Genomic DNA, 22,720 nt, shown 5'->3' on the forward strand with positions numbered 1-22,720 from the left:
GTCAGACCTCCTTGAGGAATGCGGTGATCACGTCGGCGGTGGCGTCGACGCTGTCGGCCATCGGGTAGTGGCCGGCGCCGTCGATCATCTCAATCCGGGCCGGGCCGCCGAGGGTGTCGGCGATCCAGCGCGCCTCGGCGGCCGGGTCGGGGAAGTCGGAGTCCTTGGTGCCCATGACAACCAGCGCCGGGGCGATCACCTTGGACACCCGGGCGGCGCTGTCGGCCCGCGAGCCGCCCATCATCGCGGTGAGCGCGGCCAGGTGCCCCGGCCGGCGCAGCGACGCCTTCAGCTCGGCGACGTAGGCGTCGAAGTCGGCCGGCTTCCGCACCGGGTAGAGGGTCTTGTAGTACATGCCCCACAGCGCGGCGCTGCGGCTGATGAGCTTGGCCAGCTGGGCCACGACCGGGTTCATCTTCGCGTCCCGCACGAACGAGTCGAGCAGCACCACGCCGCGGATCAGCTCCGGCGTCTCGGTGGCGACCCACACGGCCGAGGCCCCGGTGTAGGAGTGTCCGATCAGGACCGCCGGCCGGCCCAGGTGGCGCAACAGCGCGACCGCGTCGGCGCCGACGGTTTCCGGGCTGTAGTCGGTGAACTGGGCCGAGGACTCGCCGCAGCCCCGCATGTCGGTGGTCACGACTCGGTATCCGGCCGCCGCCAGTAGCGGCGCCAGGAACCGGTAGGTCCGGCGCGTTTCGCCCAATCCGTGCAGGCAGAGCACGAGTTGGCCGTCGGCCGGGCCCTGCTCGTCGTACGCGATCCGCCCGCCGTTCACGTCGAGGTACCGGGTGTTCATCACTGCCTCCTAGCTAATTGGTGTAGCCAAAAAGCTAATGGCGTTAGCTTGCGCTGTCAAGGGGCAGACTTGCCGCGTGCGCGACTTCGATGTGCTGGTGCTGGGGTCCGGCCCCGGCGGGCAGAAGGCCGCCATCGCGACGGCCAAGCTCGGCAGGAAGGCCGCCGTCGTGGAGCGGCGGGACATGGTGGGCGGGGTGTGCATCCAGACCGGCACGATCCCGTCCAAGACACTGCGGGAGGCGGTTCTCTACCTGACCGGACTCAACCAGCGCGAGATGTACGGCGCGAGCTACCAGGTCAAGGAGGACATCACCGTCTCCGACCTGCTGGCCCGCACCAACCATGTGATCGGCCGCGAGGTGGAGGTGATCCGCAGTCAGCTCACCCGCAACCACGTCGCGATGCTGCCCGGCATGGGGCACTTCGTGGACGAGCACACCGTGGAGGTGGTCGACGGCAGCGGCCGGGAGCTGACGGTCAGCGCCGACAAGATCGTGATCGCCACCGGCACCGCGCCGGCGCGACCGTCCACTGTGGACTTCGACGGCAGCACCATCATCGACTCGGACGGCATCCTGGCCCTGGAGCGGGTGCCGCAGTCGATGATCGTGGTCGGGGCCGGCGTGATCGGCATCGAGTACGCGTCGATGTTCGCGGCGCTGGGCACCAAGGTCACCGTGGTCGAGTCGCGGGAGCGGATGCTGGACTTCTGCGACGGCGAGGTCGTCGAGGCGCTCAAGTACCACCTGCGGGACCTGGCCGTGACGTTCCGGTTCCGGGAGACGGTGGCCGCGGTGGAGCGGCACGAGCGCGGCGCGATCGCCGTGCTGGAGAGCGGCAAGAAGATCCCGGCCGAGGTGGTCATGTACTCGGCCGGCCGGCAGGGCATGACCGAGACGCTGCAACTGGACAAGGCCGGCCTGGCCGCCGACAAGCGCGGCCGCATCGAGGTGGACGAGTACTTCCGCACCTCGGTGCCGCACATCTACGCGGTCGGCGACGTGATCGGCTTTCCGGCGCTGGCCGCGACGTCGATGGAGCAGGGCCGGCTGGCGGCGTACCACGCGTGCGGCGAGCCGGTGCAGGCGATGTCCTCGCTGCAGCCGATCGGCATCTACACCATTCCGGAGATCAGCTTCATCGGGAAGACCGAGGACCAGCTGACCAGCGAGCGCATCCCGTTCGAGGTCGGCGTGTCCCGGTACCGGGAGCTGGCCCGCGGCCAGATCATCGGCGACTCCTACGGCGTGCTCAAGCTGCTGGTGTCGCCGGAGGACCGGTCGCTGCTGGGCGTGCACGTGTTCGGCACCGGGGCCACCGAGCTGGTGCACATCGGGCAGGCGGTGATGGGCTGCGGCGGCACGGTCGACTACCTGGTCGACGCGGTGTTCAACTACCCGACCCTGGCCGAGTCCTACAAGGTGGCGGCCCTGGACGCGATGAACAAGATCCGCCAGATCGAGCAGCTCTCCCACTGAAACCCGCGAGTCCCGCTCTCGGGCAACTGAATGTCGAGTTCGGAACTCGACGCATGGTTGCCTGAGAGCGGGACTCGCTTGCTTGAGAGCGGGACTCGCCGGGGGTGGGGGTGCTGCCGCCGACGAGTCCCGTTCCGGGTCACTTCACCGAGTCGTTGTAGTCCTTGATGGGCTGGGCCAGGGACGAGGCCGCGTCGGTGAGGGCCTGCTTGGGGTCCTTGCCCTGCAGGACCGCGGCCTGCATGGCGTTCTCGGCCGCCTTGCGCACCTGCGGCATCACACCGAACAGGCAGCCCTGGGTGGCGGTGCTCAGCTTGGTGTTGTTCAGCTGGGTGATCGCCGTCTGGAACTGCGGCTTGCTGGCCACCCACTGCTTGTCCACGTCGGTGTCCAGCGCGGCCTTGCTGACCGGGAAGTAGCCGGTGGAGGTGTGCCAGGTGGCCTGGGAGTCCTTGCTCTCCAGGAACTTCACGAACTCCCAGGACGCGCGCTTGTGGGCGTCGTCCTTGCCCTTGCCGACGATCCACAGCGACGCGCCGCCGATGATCGGGCCGGCGTTGTCGGTGGCGTTGATCTTCGGGTAGAAGCCGGTGCCGACCTGGAAGCCGGCCTTGGTGAAGTCGCCCAGCGAGCCGGTGGACTCCAGGGTGATGGCGTCCTTGCCGGCCACGAAGGCCGAGTCGCCGTTCTTGGTGTCGCTGTCCAGCTTCAGCGCCAGGCCCTGGTCGACCATGGACTTCCACCAGGTCAGCAGCTTGACGTTGTTGTCGGTGGCGAAGTTGACGTCGGTGGCCCGGCCGTTGCGGCCGTTGTCCGGATTGCAGTACTGGGCGCCGGCCACGGCGGTCCACTGCTCCAGGAACCAGCCGTAGAGCGAGGCCCCGAAGCCGTACTGGCTGACGTTGCCGCTGGCGTCCTTGACGGTCAGCTTCTCGGCGTCGGCCTTGATCTCGTCCAGCGTGGTCGGCGGCTTGTTCGGGTCCAGGCCGGCCTTGGTGAAGGCGTCCTTGTTGATGTACAGCAGCGGCATCGAGGTGTTGAACGGCATCGAGTACAGCTTGCCGCCGACCGAGTAGTAGCCGGCGATGTTGGGCTGGATGTCGCTCACGTCGTACTTGTCGACGTCGATGAACGACTGGGCCGGCACGGTGGCCTTGGAGTCGATCATGAACTGGGTGCCGATGTCGTACACCTGGAGCAGGTCGGGCAGCTCGCCGCCCTTGAGCGCGTTCTTGTACGCCGACAGCGTGTCGTCGTAGTTGTTCTTGAAGGCCAGCGTGACCTTGATCTTGCCCTGGTTGGCCGCGTTGAACTTGTCGGTGAGCTTCTTCAGCGTCTCGCCGTTGGTGCCGGTCATCGCGTGCCAGAACGTGATGTCGGTTTCGCCCTTGCCGTCCAGTGCGCTGGCGGCCGGCGCGGACAGGTCGCCGCCGCCGCTCGACGAGGAGCCGGAGCTCGCGGCCGAGCTGCACGCGGTGACGGCGGTGGCCGCGGCGACCGCCACGGCCACCAGCCCCAACTTGGTACGCACCTGAGTTCTCCCTTGATAGGTCACTTCACGGCCCCGGCCGTGAAGCCGCGGACCAGCCAGCGCTGGCCGAACAGGACAAGCAGCAGGGTCGGCAGCAGCGTGATCGTGATGCCGGCCAGCAACAGGCCCGGATCGGCGCTGTCGTTGCTGCGCAGGGCGAACACCGCGGTCTGCAGGGTGTTCAGCGAGTTGTTGGTGGACGAGATGATCAGGGGCCAGAAGTACATGTTCCAGCCCTGCAGGAACGACCAGACGGCCAGCGCGGCGATGGCCGGCCGGCAACCAGGCAGCAGAATCGTGAACAGGAAGCGGAAGTGCCCGCAGCCGTCGATGGTGGCCGCGTCCCGCAGCTCGCCCGGGAACTGCAGGAACGCCTGCCGCAGCAGGAACACGCCGAATCCGTTGGCCAGGAACGGAAGCACCAGGGCGACCGCGCTGTCGCCGATGCCCAGGCTGCGCACGAACAGCGCGTTGGGCACCACGATCGCCTCGTACGGCACCATGATCGTGGCCAGGAACAGCCAGAACAGCGGCTTGCGCAGCGGGGTCCGCAGGAACACCAGCGCGTACGCGGCCAGGCACGAGGTCACCAGGTGCGCGCCCATGATGACCAGGCCGACGAACAGCGAGTTGCCGAACGCCGGCAGCAACGGCACCACCGTCTGCCGAAGCGCGCCGAGATAGCTGTCCACGGTGTAGTGGCCCAGCAGGTTGGGCGGCTGGCGCAGCAGGTCCACCGACGGCAGGAAGCCGCCGAGCACGGTCAGCAGCACCGGGAACAGCAGCACGACCGCCGCCGCCACGAGCCAGACGTAGGTGAAGGTGCTGGTCACGCGACCAGGTCGGTTCAGCCGGCTCACCGGTAGTGCACCCGCCTCTCGATGACGCCGAACTGCACCGCGGCCAGCAGCACGCCGACGACCAGCAGCACCAGGCCCTGGGCGCTGGCCAGGCCGTAGTTGCTGTTGTTGTTGTGGAACGCCTGGTTGAAGATCGAGTAGACCAGCGTGCTGGTCGCCCCGTTGGGCCCGCCGTCGGTCATCACCTGGGGCTGGCCCAGGCTCTGCAGCGCGGTCAGCGTGGTCGTGACGATCACGAAGAACACGCTGGGCGAGATCATCGGCAGCACGATGCCGGTGAAGTGGCGGACGCCCGACGCGCCGTCGATGCGGGCCGCCTCCAGCACCTGCTCGTCCAGGCCGGCCAGGCCGGCGGCCAGCACCAACAGGTTGAAGCCGGACACCATCCACACCGTCACACCGGCCACGGTGACCAGCGCCCAGCCCGAGTCGGTGGTCCAGCCCGGCGCGCTCACGCCGACCAGTTGCAGCAGCCAGTTCACCGGGGACATGGCCGGGTTGAGCATGAGCAGCCACACCACCGAGGCGGCCGAGGCGGAGTAGGCGAAGGGCAGCGTGAACAGGGTGCGGAAGATCCGCATGCCGGGCAGCCGCTGGCTCAGCGGCACGGCCAGGGCGAGTGGCAGCAGCACGCCGGCGACCACGACCATCAGGGTGAATCCGGCGGTGCGGGCCAGCACCGCGCCGAACTCGGGCGTGAACAGCTCCTGGAAGTGCTGCAGGCCCACGAACCGGGTGGGGTTGCCGAGGATGTCGCTGCCCATGGTGGCCAGGTAGACCGCCTGGAACAGCGGGAAGACCACGAAGGCGCCGAGCCCGACGACCGCGGGGGCCAGGAACAGCACGGTGAGCGCGAGCTCCCGCGGGTTCCAGCGGCGGTTGATGACTGACTGTGACACAGGTGCGGAGTCTGTGTCGGTCACTGGGCCAATCAGGGGACGGCCGGTGAATATGGGATTGCTGACGGTCGACGCGGCGCTGACGTCACGCTCGGTCGAGAGCTCGTCACTGGGCATCAGCGCAGGCTAGAGCCTGAAGCGTGACCCCGCTCACGCCGATCGCGTTCCGTTATGTCCATCACGCGGGATGGTTCTCCCACATGAATGGAAAGCCACGGTAGCGTGCCGAGCTGGACGGATCCCAGGAAAACGGGAGGAACGCCTGATGTTTCGCAAGGTGCTCGTCGCCAACCGCGGCGAGATCGCCATCCGCGCATTCCGCGCCGCCTACGAGCTGGGCGCCGGAACCGTGGCGGTGTTCCCCTACGAGGATCGTAACTCGCTGCACCGGCTCAAGGCCGATGAGGCCTACGAGATCGGCGAGCCCGGCCACCCGGTGCGGGCCTACCTCTCGGTGGACGAGATCGTCGAGGCGGCCCGCAAGGCCGGGGCGGACGCGATCTACCCCGGCTACGGCTTCCTGTCGGAGAACCCGGAGCTGTCGGCGGCCTGCGCGGCGGCCGGCATCACCTTCGTCGGCCCGCCGACCGAGGTGCTGGAGCTGACCGGCAACAAGGCCCGGGCCATCGCCGCGGCCAAGGCGGCGGGGCTGCCCACGCTGAAGTCCTCGGAGCCCTCCAGCGACGTGGACGCGCTGCTGGCGGCGGCCGACGAGGTCGGCTTCCCGATCTTCGTCAAGGCGGTGGCCGGCGGCGGCGGGCGCGGCATGCGCCGGGTGCTGGAGCCGGGCCAGCTGCGCGAGTCGATCGAGGCGGCGATGCGGGAGGCGGAGTCGGCCTTCGGCGACCCGACCGTGTTCCTCGAACAAGCCGTGGTGCAGCCCCGGCACATCGAGGTGCAGATCCTGGCCGACGGCGTCGGCAACGTGATCCACCTCTACGAACGCGACTGCTCGGTGCAGCGGCGGCACCAGAAGGTGATCGAGCTGGCCCCGGCGCCGAACCTGGACCCGCTGGTCCGGGACAAGATCTGCGCCGACGCGGTGGCCTTCGCCAAGCAGATCGGCTACCGCAACGCCGGCACCGTGGAGTTCCTGCTCGACCAGCGCGGCAACCACGTCTTCATCGAGATGAACCCGCGCATCCAGGTCGAGCACACGGTGACCGAGGAGGTCACCGACGTCGACCTGGTGCAGTCCCAGCTGCGTATCGCGTCCGGCGAGACGCTGGGCGACCTGGGCCTGAGCCAGAGCGCGATCTACCTGCGCGGCAACGCCCTGCAGTGCCGGATCACCACCGAGGACCCGGTGAACGGGTTCCGCCCGGACACCGGCGTGATCAGCGCCTACCGCTCGCCCGGCGGCTCGGGCATCCGGCTGGACGGCGGCGCGATCGGCGCCGGCAGCACGGTCGGCGCGCACTTCGACTCCATGCTGGTCAAGCTGACCTGCCGCGGCCGGTCGTTCGAGGCGGCGGTGGCCCGGGCCCGGCGCGCGGTCGCCGAGTTCCGCATCCGCGGCGTCTCCACGAACATCCCGTTCCTGCAGGCCGTGCTGGACGACCCGGACTTCCGGGCCGGCAAGGTCACCACGGCGTTCATCGAGGAGCGGCCGGAGCTGCTGACCGCCCGGCAGTCGGCCGACCGCGGCACGAAGCTGCTGACCTACCTCGCCGACGTCACGGTGAACAAGCCCAACGGCGCGCGGCCGGCGGTGATCGACCCGTGGAACAAGCTGCCCAAGCTGGATCTGTCCACCGAGCCGCCCGCCGGCTCGAAGCAGCGGCTGACCGAGCTGGGGCCGGAGGGCTTCGCGGCCTGGCTGCGCAACGAGCCGGGTGTGCTGGTCACCGACACCACCTTCCGCGACGCGCACCAGTCGCTGCTGGCCACCCGGGTCCGGACCAAGGACCTGGTGCAGGTCGCGCCGTACGTGGCGCGGATGAACCCGCAGCTGCTGTCGCTGGAGTGCTGGGGCGGCGCGACGTACGACGTGGCGCTGCGCTTCCTGGCCGAGGACCCGTGGGAGCGGCTGGCGGCGCTGCGCGAGGCGGTGCCGAACCTGTGTCTGCAGATGCTGCTGCGCGGTCGGAACACCGTGGGCTACACGCCGTATCCCGAGGCGGTCACGCGGGCGTTCGTGGAGGAGGCGACCGAGACCGGCATCGACATCTTCCGCATCTTCGACGCCCTCAACGACATCGAGCAGATGCGGCCGGCGATCGAGGCGGTGCGGGAGACCGGCAAGTCCGTCGCCGAGGTGTCGCTCTGCTATACCGCCGACCTGTCCGACCCGGGTGAGCAGCTCTACACCCTGGACTACTACCTGAAGCTGGCCGAGCAGATCGTCGGGGCCGGCGCGCACGTGCTGGCGATCAAGGACATGGCCGGCCTGCTGCGCCCGCCGGCGGCCGCGCGCCTGGTCACGGCGCTGCGCAAGGAGTTCGACCTGCCGGTGCACCTGCACACCCACGACACCGCGGGCGGGCAGCTGGCCACCTATCTGGCGGCCATCCAGGCCGGGGTGGACGCCATCGACGGCGCCACCGCCTCGGTCTCCGGCACCACCTCGCAGCCGTCGCTGTCGGCGATCGTGGCCGCCACCGACCACTCGGCCCGCACCACCGGGCTGGACCTGCAGGCAGTGGGCGACCTGGAGCCGTACTGGGAGGTCGTGCGCAAGGTGTACGCGCCGTTCGAGGCGGGCCTGCCGTCGCCGACCGGCCGCGTGTACCACCACGAGATCCCCGGCGGGCAGCTGTCCAACCTGCGCCAGCAGGCGATCGCGCTGGGGCTGGGCGACCGGTTCGAGGACATCGAGGCCACCTACGCGGCGGCCGACCGGATGCTGGGCCGCCTGGTCAAGGTCACGCCGTCCTCCAAGGTCGTCGGCGACCTGGCGCTGCACCTGGTCGGCGCCGGCGTGGACCCGGCCGAGTTCGAGGCCGACCCGGGCCGGTTCGACATCCCGGACTCGGTGATCGGCTTCCTGCACGGCGAGCTGGGCGACCCGCCCGGAGGCTGGCCCGAGCCGTTCCGCACCAAGGCGCTGTCCGGCCGGGCCGCCCCGAAGGGTGTGGCCGAGCTGTCCGAGGACGACGTCGAGGGCTTGGCCAACGACCGGCGGGCGACCCTGAACCGGCTGCTGTTCCCGGCGCCGACCAGGGAGTTCCTCCAACACCGCGACGCCTACGGCGACACCAGCGTGCTGCGCAGCAAGGACTGGCTGTACGGCCTGCGGCCGGGCGAGGAGTACTCGGTGGATCTCGGCCGCGGCGTGCGGCTGCTGATCACGCTGGAGGCCATCGGCGAGGCCGACGAGCGTGGCATGCGGACCGTCATGGCCGTCCTCAATGGACAGCTGCGGCCGATCCAGGTGCGGGACCGCTCGGTGGCCGCCGACGTGCCGGCCGCCGAGAAGGCCGACCGCGGCAACAGCAACCACGTCGCTGCGCCGTTCGCGGGAGTGGTCACGATGGCGGTCGCCGAGGGTGACAGCGTCTCGGCCGGGCAGACGGTGGCCACGATCGAGGCGATGAAGATGGAGGCGGCGATCACCGCGCCGAAGGCGGGCACGGTGGGGCGCCTGGCCATCTCCCCGCAGCAGCAGGTGGAAGGCGGCGATCTGCTGATCGTCCTGTCCTGACATCCGGGTGCCCCCGAGCCGTTCGCGGCCGGGGGCACTCGTCTGTCCACTGTGGACGATTTTCTTCACTGCGCCGTGATGCGTCAGCCGGTAGAGTGAACCGATGTTCCCCGTGTTGCCGGCTAGCAACGCGATCCCGGTCGCTGGTTAGGTGTGATTCGTGCTGGAGTTACAGGCCGTGGCCCAGCGACAGGGCGCGGTTGTCCCGAAGTCCCCGTGGTTGCCGACCGGCTGCCAGGCGCTCGCCGACCTGGCCGGCCGGGTGCTCGGTCTGGACGTGCGAAGAGTTCCCGTGCGCGCCGGCACGTCCACGCTGGTCGGCGGCATCCACAATCGCGAAGTGCTGTTGGCAAACCGGGGCTTTCAGGCGCAGTCGCTGCGACATGCCAGTGGTCCGGTGCTGACCATCGGCGGCGACTGCGGCGTGGAGACCGTGCCGCTCGGCTTTGCCCGCAAGCGTTTCGGGCCGGCGCTGGGGGTGTTGTGGTTCGACGCGCACGGTGATCTCAACACGCCGGCGACCTCGCCGTCGGGCGCGTACCACGGCATGGCCTTACGCCACGCCTTCGGCGAGGGCGACCGCGACTTCGTGCTCGACACCCCGGTGGTGTCCCGCCGCGTGGTGCTGGCCGGCGCCCGCACCCTCGACCCGGGCGAGCAGGCCATGGTCGACCGCGGGCTGGTCCGGCACGTGCCGATCGAGCGCGGCTACGACACCTCGTGGGTGCTCGACGCGGTGATCGCCTCCCGGGCCCCGCAGTTCTATCTGCACATCGACCTCGACGTGCTGGACCCCAGCGAGTTCGCCGACGTGACCTGCCCGGTGCCGGGCGGGCTGCTGATCAGCGAGCTGGTGGACGCGATCCGGGCGGTGGCGGCGATCCGGCCGATCATCGGGGCCGGGATCACCGAGTGCGCCACCGACGACCCGGACCGGCTGGCCGTGCTGGCGCCGATCCTGCGGGCGGTCGGGGCGGCGCTGCACGCCCACTCGACGACCCTGCCCGCCCAACCGGCGTCCTCGCTGCCCTATCCGGTACGCCAGTAACCCCAGGTCACCTATTGTCCCGCGGGTGACATCCCCGAGATTCGACGTCGCCGCGGCCGCCTGGGTCGTGGCCGACACCGCCGGCGCCGAATCGCGTTCTGGGCGCTGGTGGTGATCATGGTCGCGCCGCTCGCGCTGCTCTGGTTCCGGGGAGTCCGTCGGTAGATGAAGCATTTTCATCTATTGTCTCGCTGGTGATCACGCCCTCGGCCCGCCGGTTCGACCAGGCGGCGGCCTTCCCGGAACTGGTCGAGCTGCGCGAATCGGTGCGCGCGGCCGACTGGACGGCGATCGAGCTGTTCTTCGCCGGCCTGTCCGACCCGGACATGACCGCCTACGCGGTCAAAGTCGTCGCCGACGTGGTCGGCGCGGAGGAGTTCCTCGAGCAGCTGCCGCCCTCGCCGCTGGCCCGGCGGCTGCTCGGGGCCCGCTACATCTCGAAGGCCTGGGAGATCCGCTCGGCCAAGCGGGCCCAGTACGTCAGCCACGACCAGTTCGCGGGCATGCGCGAGCAGCTGTGCAAGGCGGAGCCGATCCTGTTGGGGCTGACCGCCGAGGACCCGAGCGACGTCGTGGCCTGGTCGTTCCGGCTCCGGAGCGCGCGTGGACTGGAAGTAGGGCAGAGCGAGGCCCGTCGCCGCTATGACCGGCTGGCGCGGTTCGCCCCGCACAGTTTCGCCGCGCAGAGCCAGCTGGTGCAGCAGCTGTGCCCGAAGTGGAGTGGTTCCTGGGCGGCGCTGCACACCTTCACCAGGCAGTGCATGGACAACGCGCCGGCGGGCTCGCTCAGCCCGGCGGTCGTCGGCGAGGCGCACCTGGAGCACTACTGGGAGCTCGACGGCGAGGAGCAGACCGCCTACCTGAGACGTTCGGCGGTGCAACAGGAGATCATCGCCGCGGCCGAGAAGTCGGTGCTGCACCCGGACTTCTTCGGCGGCTACCACTGGCCGCAGGCCTACGGGGTCTTCGCCGCCCTGTTCGGCAAGATCGGCGACCGGGAGCGGGCCGCGGCGTGCTTCCGGCCGCTCGGCGACGAAGTGGCCAGCGAGTACCCGTGGCAGCAGCTGTACGCGGATCCGGCCGCGGGCTTCACCTTCCTGCGCGACAAGGCCTTCGGCGGTGCGAAGTGATCAAGGAGACCGAGGTCTGCGGCATCCGGACCCTGATCGCCCCGAGCGACGGCCCGCTGACCGCCGGGCTGGTGTTCCGGGTCGGCTGCGCGGACGAGCCGCTGTCCCGACGGGGCATCACGCACCTGGTCGAGCACCTGGCGCTGCACCGGCACGGCCTGATCGAGCACGACGCCAACGCGGCCACCGGCCTGACCACCACGCACTTCTTCACCAGCGGCAGCGACCAGGCCGTGGTGGGCTACCTGACCAGCGTCTGCGACTCGCTGCGGGACCTGCCGCTGGACCGGATGGCCACCGAGAAGACGATCCTGCGCACCGAGCAGGCCAGCCGCCCGCACGATCCGCTGCTGGTCTGGCGCTACGGCGCGGTCGGCTTCGGCGCGGCCGGTTACCCGGAGTGGGGCCTGGAGGCGATCGCTGAGGACGACGTGCGGAACTGGGCGGCGACCCGGTTCACCCGGGACAACGCGGTGCTGTGGATCGCCGGGGACGCGCCGGCCGGCCTGGAGCTGACGCTGCCCTCCGGTATCCAGCACCCGCTGCCGCCGCTGACCTCGGCGCTGGCGACCACGCCGGCGTACTTCGCCGAGGGCGGCGGCAAGATCACCTTCAGCGCCGTGGTGGAACGCTCCGCGCGGGCTTCCCTGTTCGCGCTGGTGTTGGAGCGGGCCCTGTACCGGGCGCTGCGCACCGAGGACGGCAACTCCTACGCGGTCGCTACGTCGTACGCGCCGAGGGACGCCGACGCCGCCACCATCACCGGGCTGGCCGACGCGCTGCCGGAGAAGCAGGACGCGGTGCTGGGCGGGCTGATCGACGTGCTGGCCGCGTTCCGCTACGGCCGCATCGACGCCGACGAGCTGGAAGTGGTGCGGGACAAGGCGACCAGCGCCATCGACCGGCCCGGAGCGATCCGGGCGATGCTGTTCACCGAGGCGGTGGACCTGCTGTACGGGCGAACCCGGACCTCGCTCCGGGACTTCCGCGGCGAACTGGCCGCGGTCACCGTCGACGACCTGCGCGAGGTGGCCGAGCAGACCCTGGACAGCCTGCTGTTGCAGGTCCCCCGGGACAGTCGGGCCGACTGGGCCGGCTTCGCCGAGGCCCCGATGTGGTCGGACGCGGCGACCACCGGCGGCGACTTCCCGTCCCTGCAGAACAAGGACCTCACCCTGGTCCTCGGGCAGGAGGGCGTGAGCATGGTGTCCCCGTACGGGGCGCTGACCGTGCTCTACGTGGACTGCGTGTTGATGCAGTGCTGGCCGGACGGTGCGCGGCGGCTGATCGGCGCGGACGGCGTCAGCGTCAGCATCGAGCCGAACCTGCACGACGTGGCGGCGGAGACCATCGCCGGCATCGACGAGCGGATAGGCCCGGAGCGCATGGTCTGGCAGCCGGCCCGGCCGGCGGACCGGATCCCGCAGCGCCCGGCGCCGCCCGCGCCCACGCCGATCCCGGCGGCGCCGGTGGCGGCCAAGGCGGCGGGCCGGGCGATGGGGATCCTCGTGTTCGGCGGCCTGGTTCTGGTGTTCCTGCTGGTGGTGTCGGTCGGCCTCACCGTGGCGGCGGCCGCCGGCTCCAGTGGCGAGGACCCGGCCTCGGCGTGGCGGCACGTGGTGATCACCTGGTGGCTCACCATCGCCCTGGGCGTCGGCCTCGCCCGCATCGCCAGCAAGCTCGGCCTCTTCCGCCGCAACCACCGCTGAACCCCCGCGAGTCACGCTCTCCGTCACACCGAATTGCGGGTTCCGGCAGGATGGTGCCGTGACCAGGATCGTGGCCGGCGCGGCCGGAGGACGTCGGCTGGAGGTGCCGCCCAGCGGCACCCGGCCGACCTCCGACCGTGTGCGGGAGGCACTGTTCAGCGCGCTGGAGGCGGCCGTCGGCCTGGACGGCGCGCTGGTGCTCGACCTGTACGCCGGTTCCGGCGCGCTGGGGCTGGAGGCGCTGTCGCGGGGTGCGGCGAAGGCGACGTTCGTGGAGTCCGACCGCCGGGCCGCCGACATCCTCCGCCGCAACACCAAGGCGCTGGGTCTGCTCGGCGCCGACGTGCGGCACGGCACCGTGCAGTCGGTGCTGGCCACCACGCCGGCCGACCGCTACGACCTGGTGTTCGTCGACCCGCCGTACGCGCTGGGGGAGCCGGAGCTCGCCGACGTGCTGACGGCCGTGCTGGCCTGGGCCGCGCGGGAGGCGACGCTGGTGGTGGAGCGGTCCACCCGCGGCGAGGATCCGCGCTGGCCGGACGGTGTGGAGCCGACGCGGAGCAAGAAGTACGGGGAGACCACGCTGCACTGGGCTGTCGTCACTGCTGGGCCGTGATCGCTGCCACGCGGTGAGCCGGCGGCATCCCTGTTACGGTCCGCCCATGAGGCGTGCGGTTTCCTCCGGCACCTACGACCCGGTGCACAACGGCCACCTGGACATCGTCAGCCGGGCCGCCGACGTCTTCGACGAGCTGGTCGTCCTGGTGGCGGTCAACAAGAACAAGAAGACCCTGTTCACCGTCGAGGAACGGGTCGACATGATCCGCGAGGTCACCGGGCACCTGCCCAACGTGCGGGTGGACTCCTGGCAGGGGCTGCTCGTGGACTACTGCCGGGCCAACGACATCAAGGCGATCGTGAAGGGCCTGCGCGCGGTCAGCGACTTCGACTACGAGCTCCAGATGGCCCAGATGAACCACCAGCTGACCGGGGTGGAGACCCTGTTCATGCCGACCAACCCGGTCCACAGCTTCATGTCCAGCTCGCTGATCAAGGAGGTGGCCACGTACAAGGGGGACGTGGCCCATCTGCTGCCCGACCTGGTGCACGACCGGTTGATGAAGCGGTTGGCCGAGCGGGCCTGAGCACGGCCTCGCGGCCTTCGCGTCCGGTCCGGCCCCAACTGTCAACCGTGGGTTCAGGTTGGCTCCTATTGGTGATCACCTGATCGCGTTACGTTGCCGGTATGAGCTACCTCACGTCACGGGCCGTGAAGGCCCTGCTGGCCCTCGCCCTCGCCGTGGTCGGCGTCCTCGGCCTGGCCACGGTCAGCGTCGCCGCGCCGGTCGCCCACCCAGCGGCCGCGCAGGTCGCCTGCGGCAACACCAGCAGCTACAAGAAGGTCAACCTGTCCAGCCTGCCGGCGCAGGCCACGACCACGGTCAAGCTGATCAAGCAGGGCGGGCCGTTCCCGTACCCGAAGAACGACGGTGTGGTCTTCCGCAACGACGAGCACATCCTGCCGCTGTGCTCCTCGGGTTACTACCACGAGTACACGGTGCCCACGCCGGGCGCGTCCACCCGCGGCGCCCGCCGGATGATCACGGGCTCGGCCGGCGAGTACTTCTACACCGGCGACCACTACGCCTCGTTCTCGCTGGTCAACATCAGTAAGTGAGCCGTCCCCGGCGCCCGGCCGATCGGGTCGGGCGTCGGACACGCCAGCGAATCTCCCCGCCTAGGGCGGGTCGAGCGGGCAGACTGGAGACTGCCAGCCGTATAGCCCAAGAGGAGTGCGACGTGTACCGGGTGTTCGAGGCCCTCGACGAACTCGTCACGATTGTCGAGGAAGCGCGCGGCGTGCCGATGACCTCCGGCTGCGTCGTGCCCCGTGGCGACCTACTCGAACTGCTCGACGACATCCGGGACGCGATTCCGCGCGAGCTGGACGACGCCCAGGACGTGCTCGACCACCGCGACAGCATGATCTCCAAGGCCCAGCACGAGAGCGAGACCGGCGTCGGCAAGGCCCGCGAGGAGGCCGAGCGGATGGTGGCCGAGGCTCGTGCTGAGGCCGAGCGCCTGGTCGCCGACGCCCGCGCCCACGCCGAGCGGATGGTGGCCGAGGCCGAGAACGAGGCCGAGCGGGTCGCCGCCGCCGGCCGGCACGAGTTCGAGGACCTGACCGGCCGGGCCCGAGCCGAGGCCGACCGCATGGTCCAGGCCGGCCGCGCCTCCTACGAGCGGGCCGTCGAGGACGGCCGCAACGAGCAGCACCGGATGGTCCAGCAGACCGAGGTCGTGCAGGCCGCCCACGCCGAGTCCGCGCGTGTGCTGGACGCCGCCAGCGGCGAGGCCAACCGGCTGCGCGGCGAGTGCGACGCCTACGTCGACGCCAAGCTGGCCGACTTCGAGGATCTGCTGGCCCACACCCTGCGCACGGTGGGCAAGGGCCGGGCCAGCCTGCGGGCCCCGATGTCCAGCAGCGCCGCCTCGGCGGCCCCGTTCGACTACGCCAGGGATTGATTTACCCCCTCTCACCTGCTGATTTTCCTTCCGGCCACCTTCTTGAGTACGCTTGACCGGCTGGAAACGGTAAGTCACCCCACCAGCGACACAACCACCATGCCTAAGCAACGATCACACGCGCGCCCTCAGCAGCAGACCGCTGGACCCTGGGTCATCGACACCAGGGACATCGGTCGCCGACCCGGCTCCAGCCGCAGCTACCACCGAGTGGCTCCGGCGCCGGAGGGTTTCGGCTTTCCCGAGGTCATCGGGGTCGAGGTGGGCAGCGATGTCGTGCTGGACCTGCTGGTCGAGTCGGTAGTGGAGGGCGTCCTCGCCACCGGGACCGCGACCGCGGCGACCGTCGGTGAGTGCTCGCGGTGTCTTGACCCGCTTTCCGGCACGGTCGAGGTCCGCTTCACCGAGCTGTTCGCCTATCCGGACAGCGCGACCGAGGCGACCACGGACGAGGACGAGGTGTCACGCCTCGTCGACGATCTGATCGACCTGGAACCCGTGGTGCGCGACGCGGTGGTGCTCGCGCTGCCGCAGGTTCCGCTGTGCTCGCCGGACTGTCGTGGACTGTGCGCCGAGTGCGGCGTCAAGTGGGCCGAACTGGGCCCCGACCACGCACATGAGACGATTGATCCTCGCTGGGCTGCTCTCAAGGAGAAGTTCGGCGGGACCGAGGAGGAGAGCTAGTCGTGGCCGTCCCGAAGCGGAAGATGTCCCGCTCCAACACCCGTTCGCGCCGTTCGCAGTGGAAGGCCGTGGCCCCCACCCTGGTGGCGTGCTCCAACCGCGCCTGCCGTCAGCCGAAGCTGCCGCACATCGCGTGCCCGGCCTGCGGTCAGTACGACGGCCGCCAGGTCGTCCAGCCGGCCTCCTGACCGCCGCCTCCCGGCGAGAAGTGAAGAGCGCAGTGGGAGGTAAGGGATCACGGGGTCCGGCACCGGATCGGGCCCCGCTGCTTGAGGCGCTCGGTGTCCAGTTGGACGCCGAGCTTCTCGTGTTGGCCCTCACTCACAGGTCCTACGCGTACGAGAACGGCGGCCTGCCGCCGAACGAGCGTCTCGAATTCCTCGGCGACGCCGTCCTCGGACTCGTGGTGACGGACCACCTCTACCGCAGGCACCCGGATCTGCCCGAGGGGCAGCTGGCGAAACTGCGGGCGAGCGTGGTGAACATGATGGCGCTGGCCGGCGTCGCCCGTGACCTCGGCCCCGGCGGCCTCGGCGCGCACCTGCTGTTGGGGCGCGGCGAGGAGTTGACCGGCGGTCGGGACAAGGCCAGCATCCTGGCCGACGGGCTCGAGGCGATGATCGGCGCCGTCTACCTGGCCCATGGCATCGACGTGGCCCGCGGCCTGGTGCACCGGCTGTTCGACCCGCTGCTGGCCGCCGCCCCGCTCAAGGGCGCCGGCCTGGACTGGAAGACCAGCCTGCAGGAGCTGACCGCCGCGCAGGGACTCGGCGTGCCCGAGTACCGGGTCGACGACGAGGGCCCGGACCACCGCAAGGAGTTCACCGCCACGGTGTACGTCGGCGGGCGGGGCCTGGGCAGCGGCGGTGGCCGCACCAAGAAGGAAGCCGAGCAGAAGGCGGCCGAGGCCGCGTACACGACGCTCAAGTCGGAGATCCCGCCGCCGGCCGCCGCCGAAGGCTGACCAGGGTTCTCCACCCACCACTGTCCAGTGGTGCTCGGAAGGGGGCATTCCTAGCGTTCAACGCCAGGAATGCCCCCTTCCGAGCATGTGTTGTCCATGCCGGAGAGGGGTGGGCCGATGCCTGAGCTGCCCGAGGTCGAGGTTGTCCGCCGGGGACTGGACTCGCACGTCACCGGCCGGCGGATCACCGCCGTCGAGGTGCTGCACCCGCGGGCGACCCGCCGGCACGAGCTCGGCCCGGTCGACTTCGCCGACCGGCTGGCCGGGCGGGACGTGGTCGCGGCCCGCCGGCGTGGCAAGTACCTGTGGCTGGAGCTGGACGGGGCCGAGGCGATCCTGGCCCATCTCGGCATGAGCGGCCAGATGCTGGTGCAGCCCGAGGGCATCGCCGACGAGAAGCACCTGCGGGTCCGGCTGCGCTTCGCCGACGGCGGGCCGGAGCTGCGCTTCGTCGACCAGCGCACGTTCGGCGGCCTGGCCATGGCCGACCTGGTCGAGGTGGACGGCGCCGCGCTGCCGGTCCCGGTCGCGCACATCGCCCGCGACCCGATGGACCCGGCGTTCGACCCGGACGCCGCGGTGACCGCGCTGCGGCGCAAGCGAACCGGCGTGAAGCGAGCCCTGCTCGACCAGACCCTGGTGTCCGGGGTGGGCAACATCTACGCCGACGAGTCCCTGTGGCGCGCCAAGTTGCACTGGGCCCGGCCCACCGAGAAGCTGACCAGGGCTCAGGCCGGCGAGCTGCTGTCGCACGCCGCCGACGTGATGACCGAGGCGCTGGCCGCCGGCGGCACCTCCTTCGACGCCTTGTACGTCAACGTGAACGGCCAGTCCGGCTACTTCGACCGCGCGCTCGCGGTCTACGGCCAGGAGGGCGAGCCCTGCCGCCGCTGCGGCAGCGTCATCCGCCGCGACCCCTTCATGAACCGTTCCTCCTACTCCTGCCCCAGGTGCCAGCCCATGCCGAGGAACCCCCACATCTGATGCTGGGGGTGTCCCCTAGGGGGATCCCCGGGTTGCGCAGTAGTGCACATTGCGGAATAGTGTGGCCAGCGCATCACCGGGAGGTTCGGTTTTGGACACCAGCCAGCTGCTCAAGGGCGTCCTGGACCTCGCGGTCCTGGCCGTGCTCCGGGAGGAGGACGGCTACGGCTACGACGTGTTGAGACGGCTGCGGCAGAGCGGGCTGGACGAGGTGGCCGACGCCTCCGTGTACGGCACGCTGCGCCGGCTCTACCAGGCCGACCTGCTCACCTCCTACGTCGTGCCGAGCGAGGAGGGACCGCACCGCAAGTACTACCGCGTCAGCGAGTCGGGACGCGTTCGACTGGAGGAGTCGTGCAGGACGTGGCGGACGTTCGCGAAGACGATGGATCAACTACTGAGCGCTTCCTGACCAGGATGCGGGCCGCCCTGTCCGACCTGCCCCCGGCCGAGGTGGACGAGCTGCTGGAGGACACCGAGGAGCACGTCCGGGAGCTGGCCCGGGAGCACGGCGATGACCAGTTGGAGCTGCGGCTGGGCACGCCCGAGGCCTATGCCGCGGAGCTGCGCTCGGCGGCCGGCTACCCGCCGCCGCCCGAGCCGGAGCAGCCGACCCAGCAGATCAAGCAGCCCCGCGGCGACGGCGTCGAGGTGCTGGCGCTGGCCGGCCTGATCGTCGCCACGGCCAGCGCGCTGCTGCTCGGCGCCTCGATGCGCAGTGGCCACACGACGCCGTTCTTCCTGCTGACCGGCCTGGTCGGCCTGGCGATCTCGCTGCCGATGCTGACCCGGGGCCGGGCCGGCGTGGACGCGGTCGCGCAACTGCCGACGGTCAAGGCCCTCACGCCGTACCTGACGCCGGACGAGTCGACGATGCTGGGAAAGGTCCTGGCCTACGTCTACAGCCTGCAGCCGGCCTGGTGGCTGATCCGGGTGCTGCCGGTGGTGGCGGTCGCCCGCGGCGGCATTGTCGGACTGGTCATCCTGGGCGTGCCGGCGGCGATCATCTCGATCATGGTCGGCCACTACAGCCGGACCGACCGCCGGGCGCTGTGGCTGGTGGTGCCGGCCAACGCGCTGGTCGCCTCGGCGGCGCTCTACTACTTCGTCGGGTTCTGAGGGGCGAACCGCGACACGCTCTGGTCGGCGGAGCGCAGGCCGGACAGGCGGTCCAGCAGCGGCTGGACCGCCAGCACCTGGGCCGCCTCCTCGGGGGTCAGCTCGCCGAGGCGCTGGGCGATGACCTCGGCCTCGCCGTGGGCGAGCGAGATGATGGTGTCCCGGCCCAGGTCGGTCAGCGTCACCTGGATCGCCCGCCCGTCGGACGGATCGGGCTCGCGGGCCACCAGGCCCATCTGCTCCAGGGTGCTGACCATGGTGGTGGCGGTCGGCTGCGAGCACGGCACCTGCACGGCCAGCTCGCCGACCCGCATCGGACCGTTCTGCAACAGCTGGGACAGTACGATCAGCTGGGTCGGGTAGAGCCCGGTCGGCGCCGCCTGCCTGATGGTGCGCATCAGCCGGTGCAGGGAGATCAGCAGCTGGAGCGACTGTTGCCGGCTCACCTGGTGGTCGATGGTCACGGCAGTCCTCCAGGAACCGGTCATGTCGGACCGCCAGGATATCCCCGCCGCCGTGAGACGCCGTCGCAGCGCGCTGGGGAGGAGATGGCCCACCCAGCGCTCGGCGAGTGGACCATCCGTCACCCCTCCCGTTGACCAGCCTGCCCGGTCGGGCCGAGCAGCGGCATCCGCGCGATGGCGTAGGCGATGGCGTAGCCGGCCGACGAACTAGGGTTGGCCCATGGCGGGAGGATCGCTACCAACCGAGATCAGCTCGTTTGTCGGGCGGCGTGACGATCTCGCCGCGATGCGCCGCCTGCTGTCCTCAGCCCACCTGGTGACGGTGACCGGCGTCGGCGGCGTCGGCAAGACCCGAGTCAGCCTCCGGCTGGCCCACGAACTGCGGCGGTCGTTCAAGGACGGCGCGTGGTGGGTGGATCTGGCCACGCTGCACCGCGACGCCGACGCGCGGCTGGTGATCGGGACCATCGCCAAGGGCCTGGGTGTGCACGACCACTCCACCCGCACCGGCATCGACTTCCTGCTGGACCACGTCCGCGACCGGCGGGTGCTGCTGGTGCTGGACAACTGCGAGCACCTGGTCGACGTGGCCGGCCCGATCGTGCGGGCGATGCTGGCCGCCGCGGCCGGGCTGCGGGTGGTGGCCACCAGCCGGCAGCCGCTGGGTCTGGCCGGCGAACACGTCGTCGAGCTGCGGCCGCTGGGTGGCGAGGCCGTCACGCTGCTGATCGACCGAGCGCGGGCGGCGATGCCGGGCTTCGAGCCGACGGCGGGCGACCGGGACACGGCGATGCGGTTGTGCCAGCGGCTCGAAGGGCTGCCCCTGGCCATCGAGCTGGCCGCGGCTCAGCTGAGGTCCATCGGGCTGACCACCTTGCTGGAACGGCTCGACGACCGGTTCCGGCTGCTCACCGGCCTGGCGGCCGCGCTGGACTGGAGCCACCAGCTGTGCACCGGGCACCAGCGGCTGCTGTGGGCGCGGCTGTCGGTGTTCGCCGGGGATCTCGACCTGGCCGCCGCCGAGCAGGTGTGCGCCGACGAGCAGTTGCCGCTGGGGGAGGTGCTGCCCGCACTGGCCGGCCTGGCCGAGCGGTCGCTGCTGACCAGCGAGCACCGTGACGGCCGGGTCCGGTACCGGATGTTGGAGACCATCCGCGAGTACGGCCTGCGGCGGCTGGCCGAGCTGGACGATCCGGAGGCGATACGTCGTCGGCACCGCGACTACTTCCAGCGGCTGGCCCGCGACGCCGCCACCCACTGGTTCAGTCCGGACGAGCTGCGCTGGCTGGAGCGGATCCGCGCGGAGTTGCCCAACACGCTGGCCTCGATGGACTGGAGCCTGCGCACTCCCGGTCAGTCGGCCGCCGCGCTGGACATGGCGGTCTCGCTGTTGCGCTCGCACGCCTGGTACGTGGTCGGCGGCCTGGCCGAGGGCATGCGGTGGGTGCGGGTGGCGATGGCCGCAGGCGAGCCGCAGCCGACGCCGCTGCGGGCGATGGGCGCTGCCTGGCTGACGATGATCGCAGTGTTCCTGGGCGACCGCGCCCCCGTGCCGGAGCTGATCCACGACACCGGCGACGACCTGGCCGACGCGACCACGTTGCTGGCCAGGGGAATTCGGGCCTGGGTGGTGGACGTCGACCGCGCGACGATGGTCGCGGACCTGACCCGGGCGCGGGCCCTGTTCGAGCGGGTCGGGTCCCGCGGCGAGGCGTTCAGCGCCGACGCGTGGCTGGCGTTCGACCTCAGCTCGCCCGAGGCCATCGGCGCGGAGCTGGTGGCCCGGGCTGAGCGGGCGGGGGCCGAGCACACGCTGGCCAGCGCCCTGTGGGCCGCCGGGTCGCTGCACCTGGCCACCGATCCGGAGCGGGCGATCACGATGGTCGAGGACGCGGTGCGGCGGTTCCAGCAGATCGACGACATGTGGGGCCTCGGCTGGACGGTGGAGACACTGGCCTGGGCCTACACCGCGGCCGGCCACCACAGCCGGGGCGCGGTGCTGATGGGGGCGAGTGGCCGGCTGTGGGCGGAGATGGGCCTGCGGTTCTACTCGCCGGGGCCGCTGACCCTGGGGCATGAGCAGGCCATGGCCACGCTGCGGACGGCGCTGGGCGAGCGGGCGTTCGAGGCGGCCCTGGCCGAGGGGGCCGAGCTCGGTTTCCGACGGGTGGTGCCGGCCAAGGGCCTGCCGATGCGCTCGGTGACGCCCGCGTCCGAGCTGACCGCCCGCGAGCGGGAGGTGGCCGAGTTGGTCGCGGCGGGGCTGACGAATCCTCAGATCGCCGCGAAGTTGTTCCTAGGCACCCGAACCGTGCAGACGCACCTGCGCAGCATCATGAACAAACTGGGCGTCAACAACCGAACCCAGGTCGCCGCGCACGTCACCCGATCCGAACGCTGACCGTTCGGATACGGACACCGTCCGTGACCATCTTGACATCCATAACGACCCGATCACGGCGCTGACCCGGGCTTTAGCCGAGGAATCCTCGGCCGAAGCGGTCACGCTCCGCGTATTCATCGCCCGATCGGGTGGAGACCTGGCTCACCGGCCGCGTCAATTTCGCGTCAATGCCGCGTATGCGGCCGTCAAGACACCATCAGGCGACATCGCGCGAGGTGGGCGTGGATGCAGGCTTCTCGCGATCGCGGTTGCCACGGGGGTGACCGCAGAGGTGAGGGGAGCGGCGCGTCATGGCCGACCTGGCCTACGCCGTGCTGGTCATCGGCGTCTTCGGAGTGCTCGCGCTCATGTTGCGTGGATTGGAGCGGCTGTGATGGACGGGGCCGGTCTGGTGGCGAACGTCCTCGGCGGCGTGCTCGCCCTGCTGTTGCTTGTCTACCTGTTCGTCGCTCTGATCAAGCCGGAGAAGTTCTGAC

22 protein-coding genes are annotated in these 22,720 nt (G+C 70.6%); 17 read left to right on the forward strand and 5 right to left on the reverse strand.

The window, feature by feature from the left end; translation table 11 throughout:
• Position 1: 1 nt before the first annotated feature.
• Complete coding sequence (locus tag JJ691_RS46100) at positions 2-799, reverse strand: alpha/beta fold hydrolase (RefSeq protein WP_211765697.1); 798 nt, start codon at positions 797-799, stop codon at positions 2-4.
• 76 nt (positions 800-875) lie between these two features.
• Between JJ691_RS46100 and sthA the strand changes: the two genes are divergently transcribed.
• Positions 876-2,279: a Si-specific NAD(P)(+) transhydrogenase gene (gene sthA / locus JJ691_RS46105; RefSeq protein WP_249227459.1), complete on the forward strand. Its 1,404-nt coding sequence runs from the start codon at positions 876-878 to the stop codon at positions 2,277-2,279.
• Positions 2,280-2,418: 139 nt separating this feature from the next.
• Here the strand turns inward: sthA and JJ691_RS46110 are convergent, their stop codons facing one another.
• From JJ691_RS46110 to JJ691_RS46120, 3 genes are read right to left on the reverse strand one after another with little or no spacing between them, the layout of a single operon-like run.
• A complete protein-coding gene (locus JJ691_RS46110) occupies positions 2,419-3,810 on the reverse strand; it encodes an ABC transporter substrate-binding protein (protein ID WP_211765699.1) in 1,392 nt (463 codons plus the stop codon).
• A gap of 20 nt (positions 3,811-3,830) precedes the next feature.
• Positions 3,831-4,643, reverse strand: a complete 813-nt coding sequence (locus JJ691_RS46115) for a carbohydrate ABC transporter permease (RefSeq protein WP_249227460.1) — start codon at positions 4,641-4,643, stop codon at positions 3,831-3,833.
• Between the two features lie 23 nt (positions 4,644-4,666).
• Positions 4,667-5,569, reverse strand: a complete 903-nt coding sequence (locus JJ691_RS46120; protein WP_249227461.1) for a carbohydrate ABC transporter permease — start codon at positions 5,567-5,569, stop codon at positions 4,667-4,669.
• A 265-nt stretch (positions 5,570-5,834) separates the two neighbouring features.
• On the opposite strand from JJ691_RS46120, the gene JJ691_RS46125 reads away from it, so the two are divergent.
• The 14 genes from JJ691_RS46125 (at position 5,835) to JJ691_RS46190 (ending at position 19,376) form a co-directional block, all read left to right on the forward strand.
• On the forward strand, positions 5,835-9,212 hold the full coding sequence (locus JJ691_RS46125; protein ID WP_211765702.1) for a pyruvate carboxylase: 3,378 nt from the start codon (positions 5,835-5,837) through the stop codon (positions 9,210-9,212).
• A gap of 160 nt (positions 9,213-9,372) precedes the next feature.
• Positions 9,373-10,260, forward strand: coding sequence for an arginase family protein (locus tag JJ691_RS46130; RefSeq protein WP_249227462.1), 888 nt, complete (start codon positions 9,373-9,375; stop codon positions 10,258-10,260).
• 194 nt (positions 10,261-10,454) lie between these two features.
• The gene (locus tag JJ691_RS46135; RefSeq protein WP_211765703.1) at positions 10,455-11,390 is read left to right on the forward strand and encodes a hypothetical protein; all 936 of its coding nucleotides are present in this window, start codon (positions 10,455-10,457) and stop codon (positions 11,388-11,390) included.
• Positions 11,387-13,099: a M16 family metallopeptidase gene (locus JJ691_RS46140; protein WP_211765704.1), complete on the forward strand. Its 1,713-nt coding sequence runs from the start codon at positions 11,387-11,389 to the stop codon at positions 13,097-13,099. Before JJ691_RS46135 ends, JJ691_RS46140 begins: the two co-directional genes overlap by 4 nt.
• 58 nt (positions 13,100-13,157) lie before the next feature.
• On the forward strand, positions 13,158-13,715 hold the full coding sequence (rsmD, locus tag JJ691_RS46145; RefSeq protein WP_211765705.1) for a 16S rRNA (guanine(966)-N(2))-methyltransferase RsmD: 558 nt from the start codon (positions 13,158-13,160) through the stop codon (positions 13,713-13,715).
• A 46-nt stretch (positions 13,716-13,761) separates the two neighbouring features.
• Complete coding sequence (gene coaD / locus JJ691_RS46150; protein ID WP_211765706.1) at positions 13,762-14,244, forward strand: pantetheine-phosphate adenylyltransferase; 483 nt, start codon at positions 13,762-13,764, stop codon at positions 14,242-14,244.
• Between the two features lie 101 nt (positions 14,245-14,345).
• Entirely contained in the window at positions 14,346-14,777 is a 432-nt protein-coding gene (locus tag JJ691_RS46155; RefSeq protein ID WP_211765707.1) for a ribonuclease domain-containing protein, read from the forward strand.
• A 122-nt stretch (positions 14,778-14,899) separates the two neighbouring features.
• Positions 14,900-15,625: a DivIVA domain-containing protein gene (locus tag JJ691_RS46160; RefSeq protein ID WP_211765708.1), complete on the forward strand. Its 726-nt coding sequence runs from the start codon at positions 14,900-14,902 to the stop codon at positions 15,623-15,625.
• Positions 15,626-15,724: 99 nt separating this feature from the next.
• Complete coding sequence (locus JJ691_RS46165) at positions 15,725-16,309, forward strand: YceD family protein (RefSeq protein ID WP_211765709.1); 585 nt, start codon at positions 15,725-15,727, stop codon at positions 16,307-16,309.
• 2 nt (positions 16,310-16,311) lie between these two features.
• Positions 16,312-16,497, forward strand: a complete 186-nt coding sequence (rpmF, locus tag JJ691_RS46170; RefSeq protein WP_211765710.1) for a 50S ribosomal protein L32 — start codon at positions 16,312-16,314, stop codon at positions 16,495-16,497.
• A 32-nt stretch (positions 16,498-16,529) separates the two neighbouring features.
• Positions 16,530-17,273, forward strand: coding sequence for a ribonuclease III (rnc, locus tag JJ691_RS46175; RefSeq protein WP_211765711.1), 744 nt, complete (start codon positions 16,530-16,532; stop codon positions 17,271-17,273).
• A 117-nt stretch (positions 17,274-17,390) separates the two neighbouring features.
• Positions 17,391-18,257, forward strand: a complete 867-nt coding sequence (mutM, locus tag JJ691_RS46180) for a bifunctional DNA-formamidopyrimidine glycosylase/DNA-(apurinic or apyrimidinic site) lyase (protein ID WP_211765712.1) — start codon at positions 17,391-17,393, stop codon at positions 18,255-18,257.
• Positions 18,258-18,348: 91 nt separating this feature from the next.
• Complete coding sequence (locus JJ691_RS46185; RefSeq protein WP_211765713.1) at positions 18,349-18,669, forward strand: PadR family transcriptional regulator; 321 nt, start codon at positions 18,349-18,351, stop codon at positions 18,667-18,669.
• Complete coding sequence (locus JJ691_RS46190; RefSeq protein WP_211765714.1) at positions 18,621-19,376, forward strand: HAAS signaling domain-containing protein; 756 nt, start codon at positions 18,621-18,623, stop codon at positions 19,374-19,376. Before JJ691_RS46185 ends, JJ691_RS46190 begins: the two co-directional genes overlap by 49 nt.
• On the opposite strand, the gene JJ691_RS46195 is transcribed toward JJ691_RS46190, so the two are convergent.
• Positions 19,358-19,840, reverse strand: coding sequence for a MarR family winged helix-turn-helix transcriptional regulator (locus JJ691_RS46195; protein WP_249227463.1), 483 nt, complete (start codon positions 19,838-19,840; stop codon positions 19,358-19,360). The two genes, JJ691_RS46190 and JJ691_RS46195, sit on opposite strands and share 19 nt — an antisense overlap.
• 220 nt (positions 19,841-20,060) lie before the next feature.
• Here JJ691_RS46195 and JJ691_RS46200 point away from each other — a divergent pair, with 220 nt between their 5' ends.
• Both JJ691_RS46200 and kdpF read left to right on the forward strand, forming a co-directional pair.
• Positions 20,061-22,241 carry a helix-turn-helix transcriptional regulator gene (locus JJ691_RS46200; protein ID WP_211765715.1) on the forward strand — a complete coding sequence of 727 codons (2,181 nt, stop codon included), beginning with the start codon at positions 20,061-20,063 and terminating at the stop codon, positions 22,239-22,241.
• Positions 22,242-22,617: 376 nt separating this feature from the next.
• A complete protein-coding gene (kdpF, locus tag JJ691_RS46205; protein WP_043722762.1) occupies positions 22,618-22,719 on the forward strand; it encodes a K(+)-transporting ATPase subunit F in 102 nt (33 codons plus the stop codon).
• Position 22,720: the final 1 nt, after the last annotated feature.

The sequence above is a fragment of the Kutzneria sp. CA-103260 genome (genome assembly GCF_018263855.1).
In the GTDB taxonomy this organism is placed as follows: Bacteria; Actinomycetota; Actinomycetes; order Mycobacteriales; family Pseudonocardiaceae; genus Kutzneria.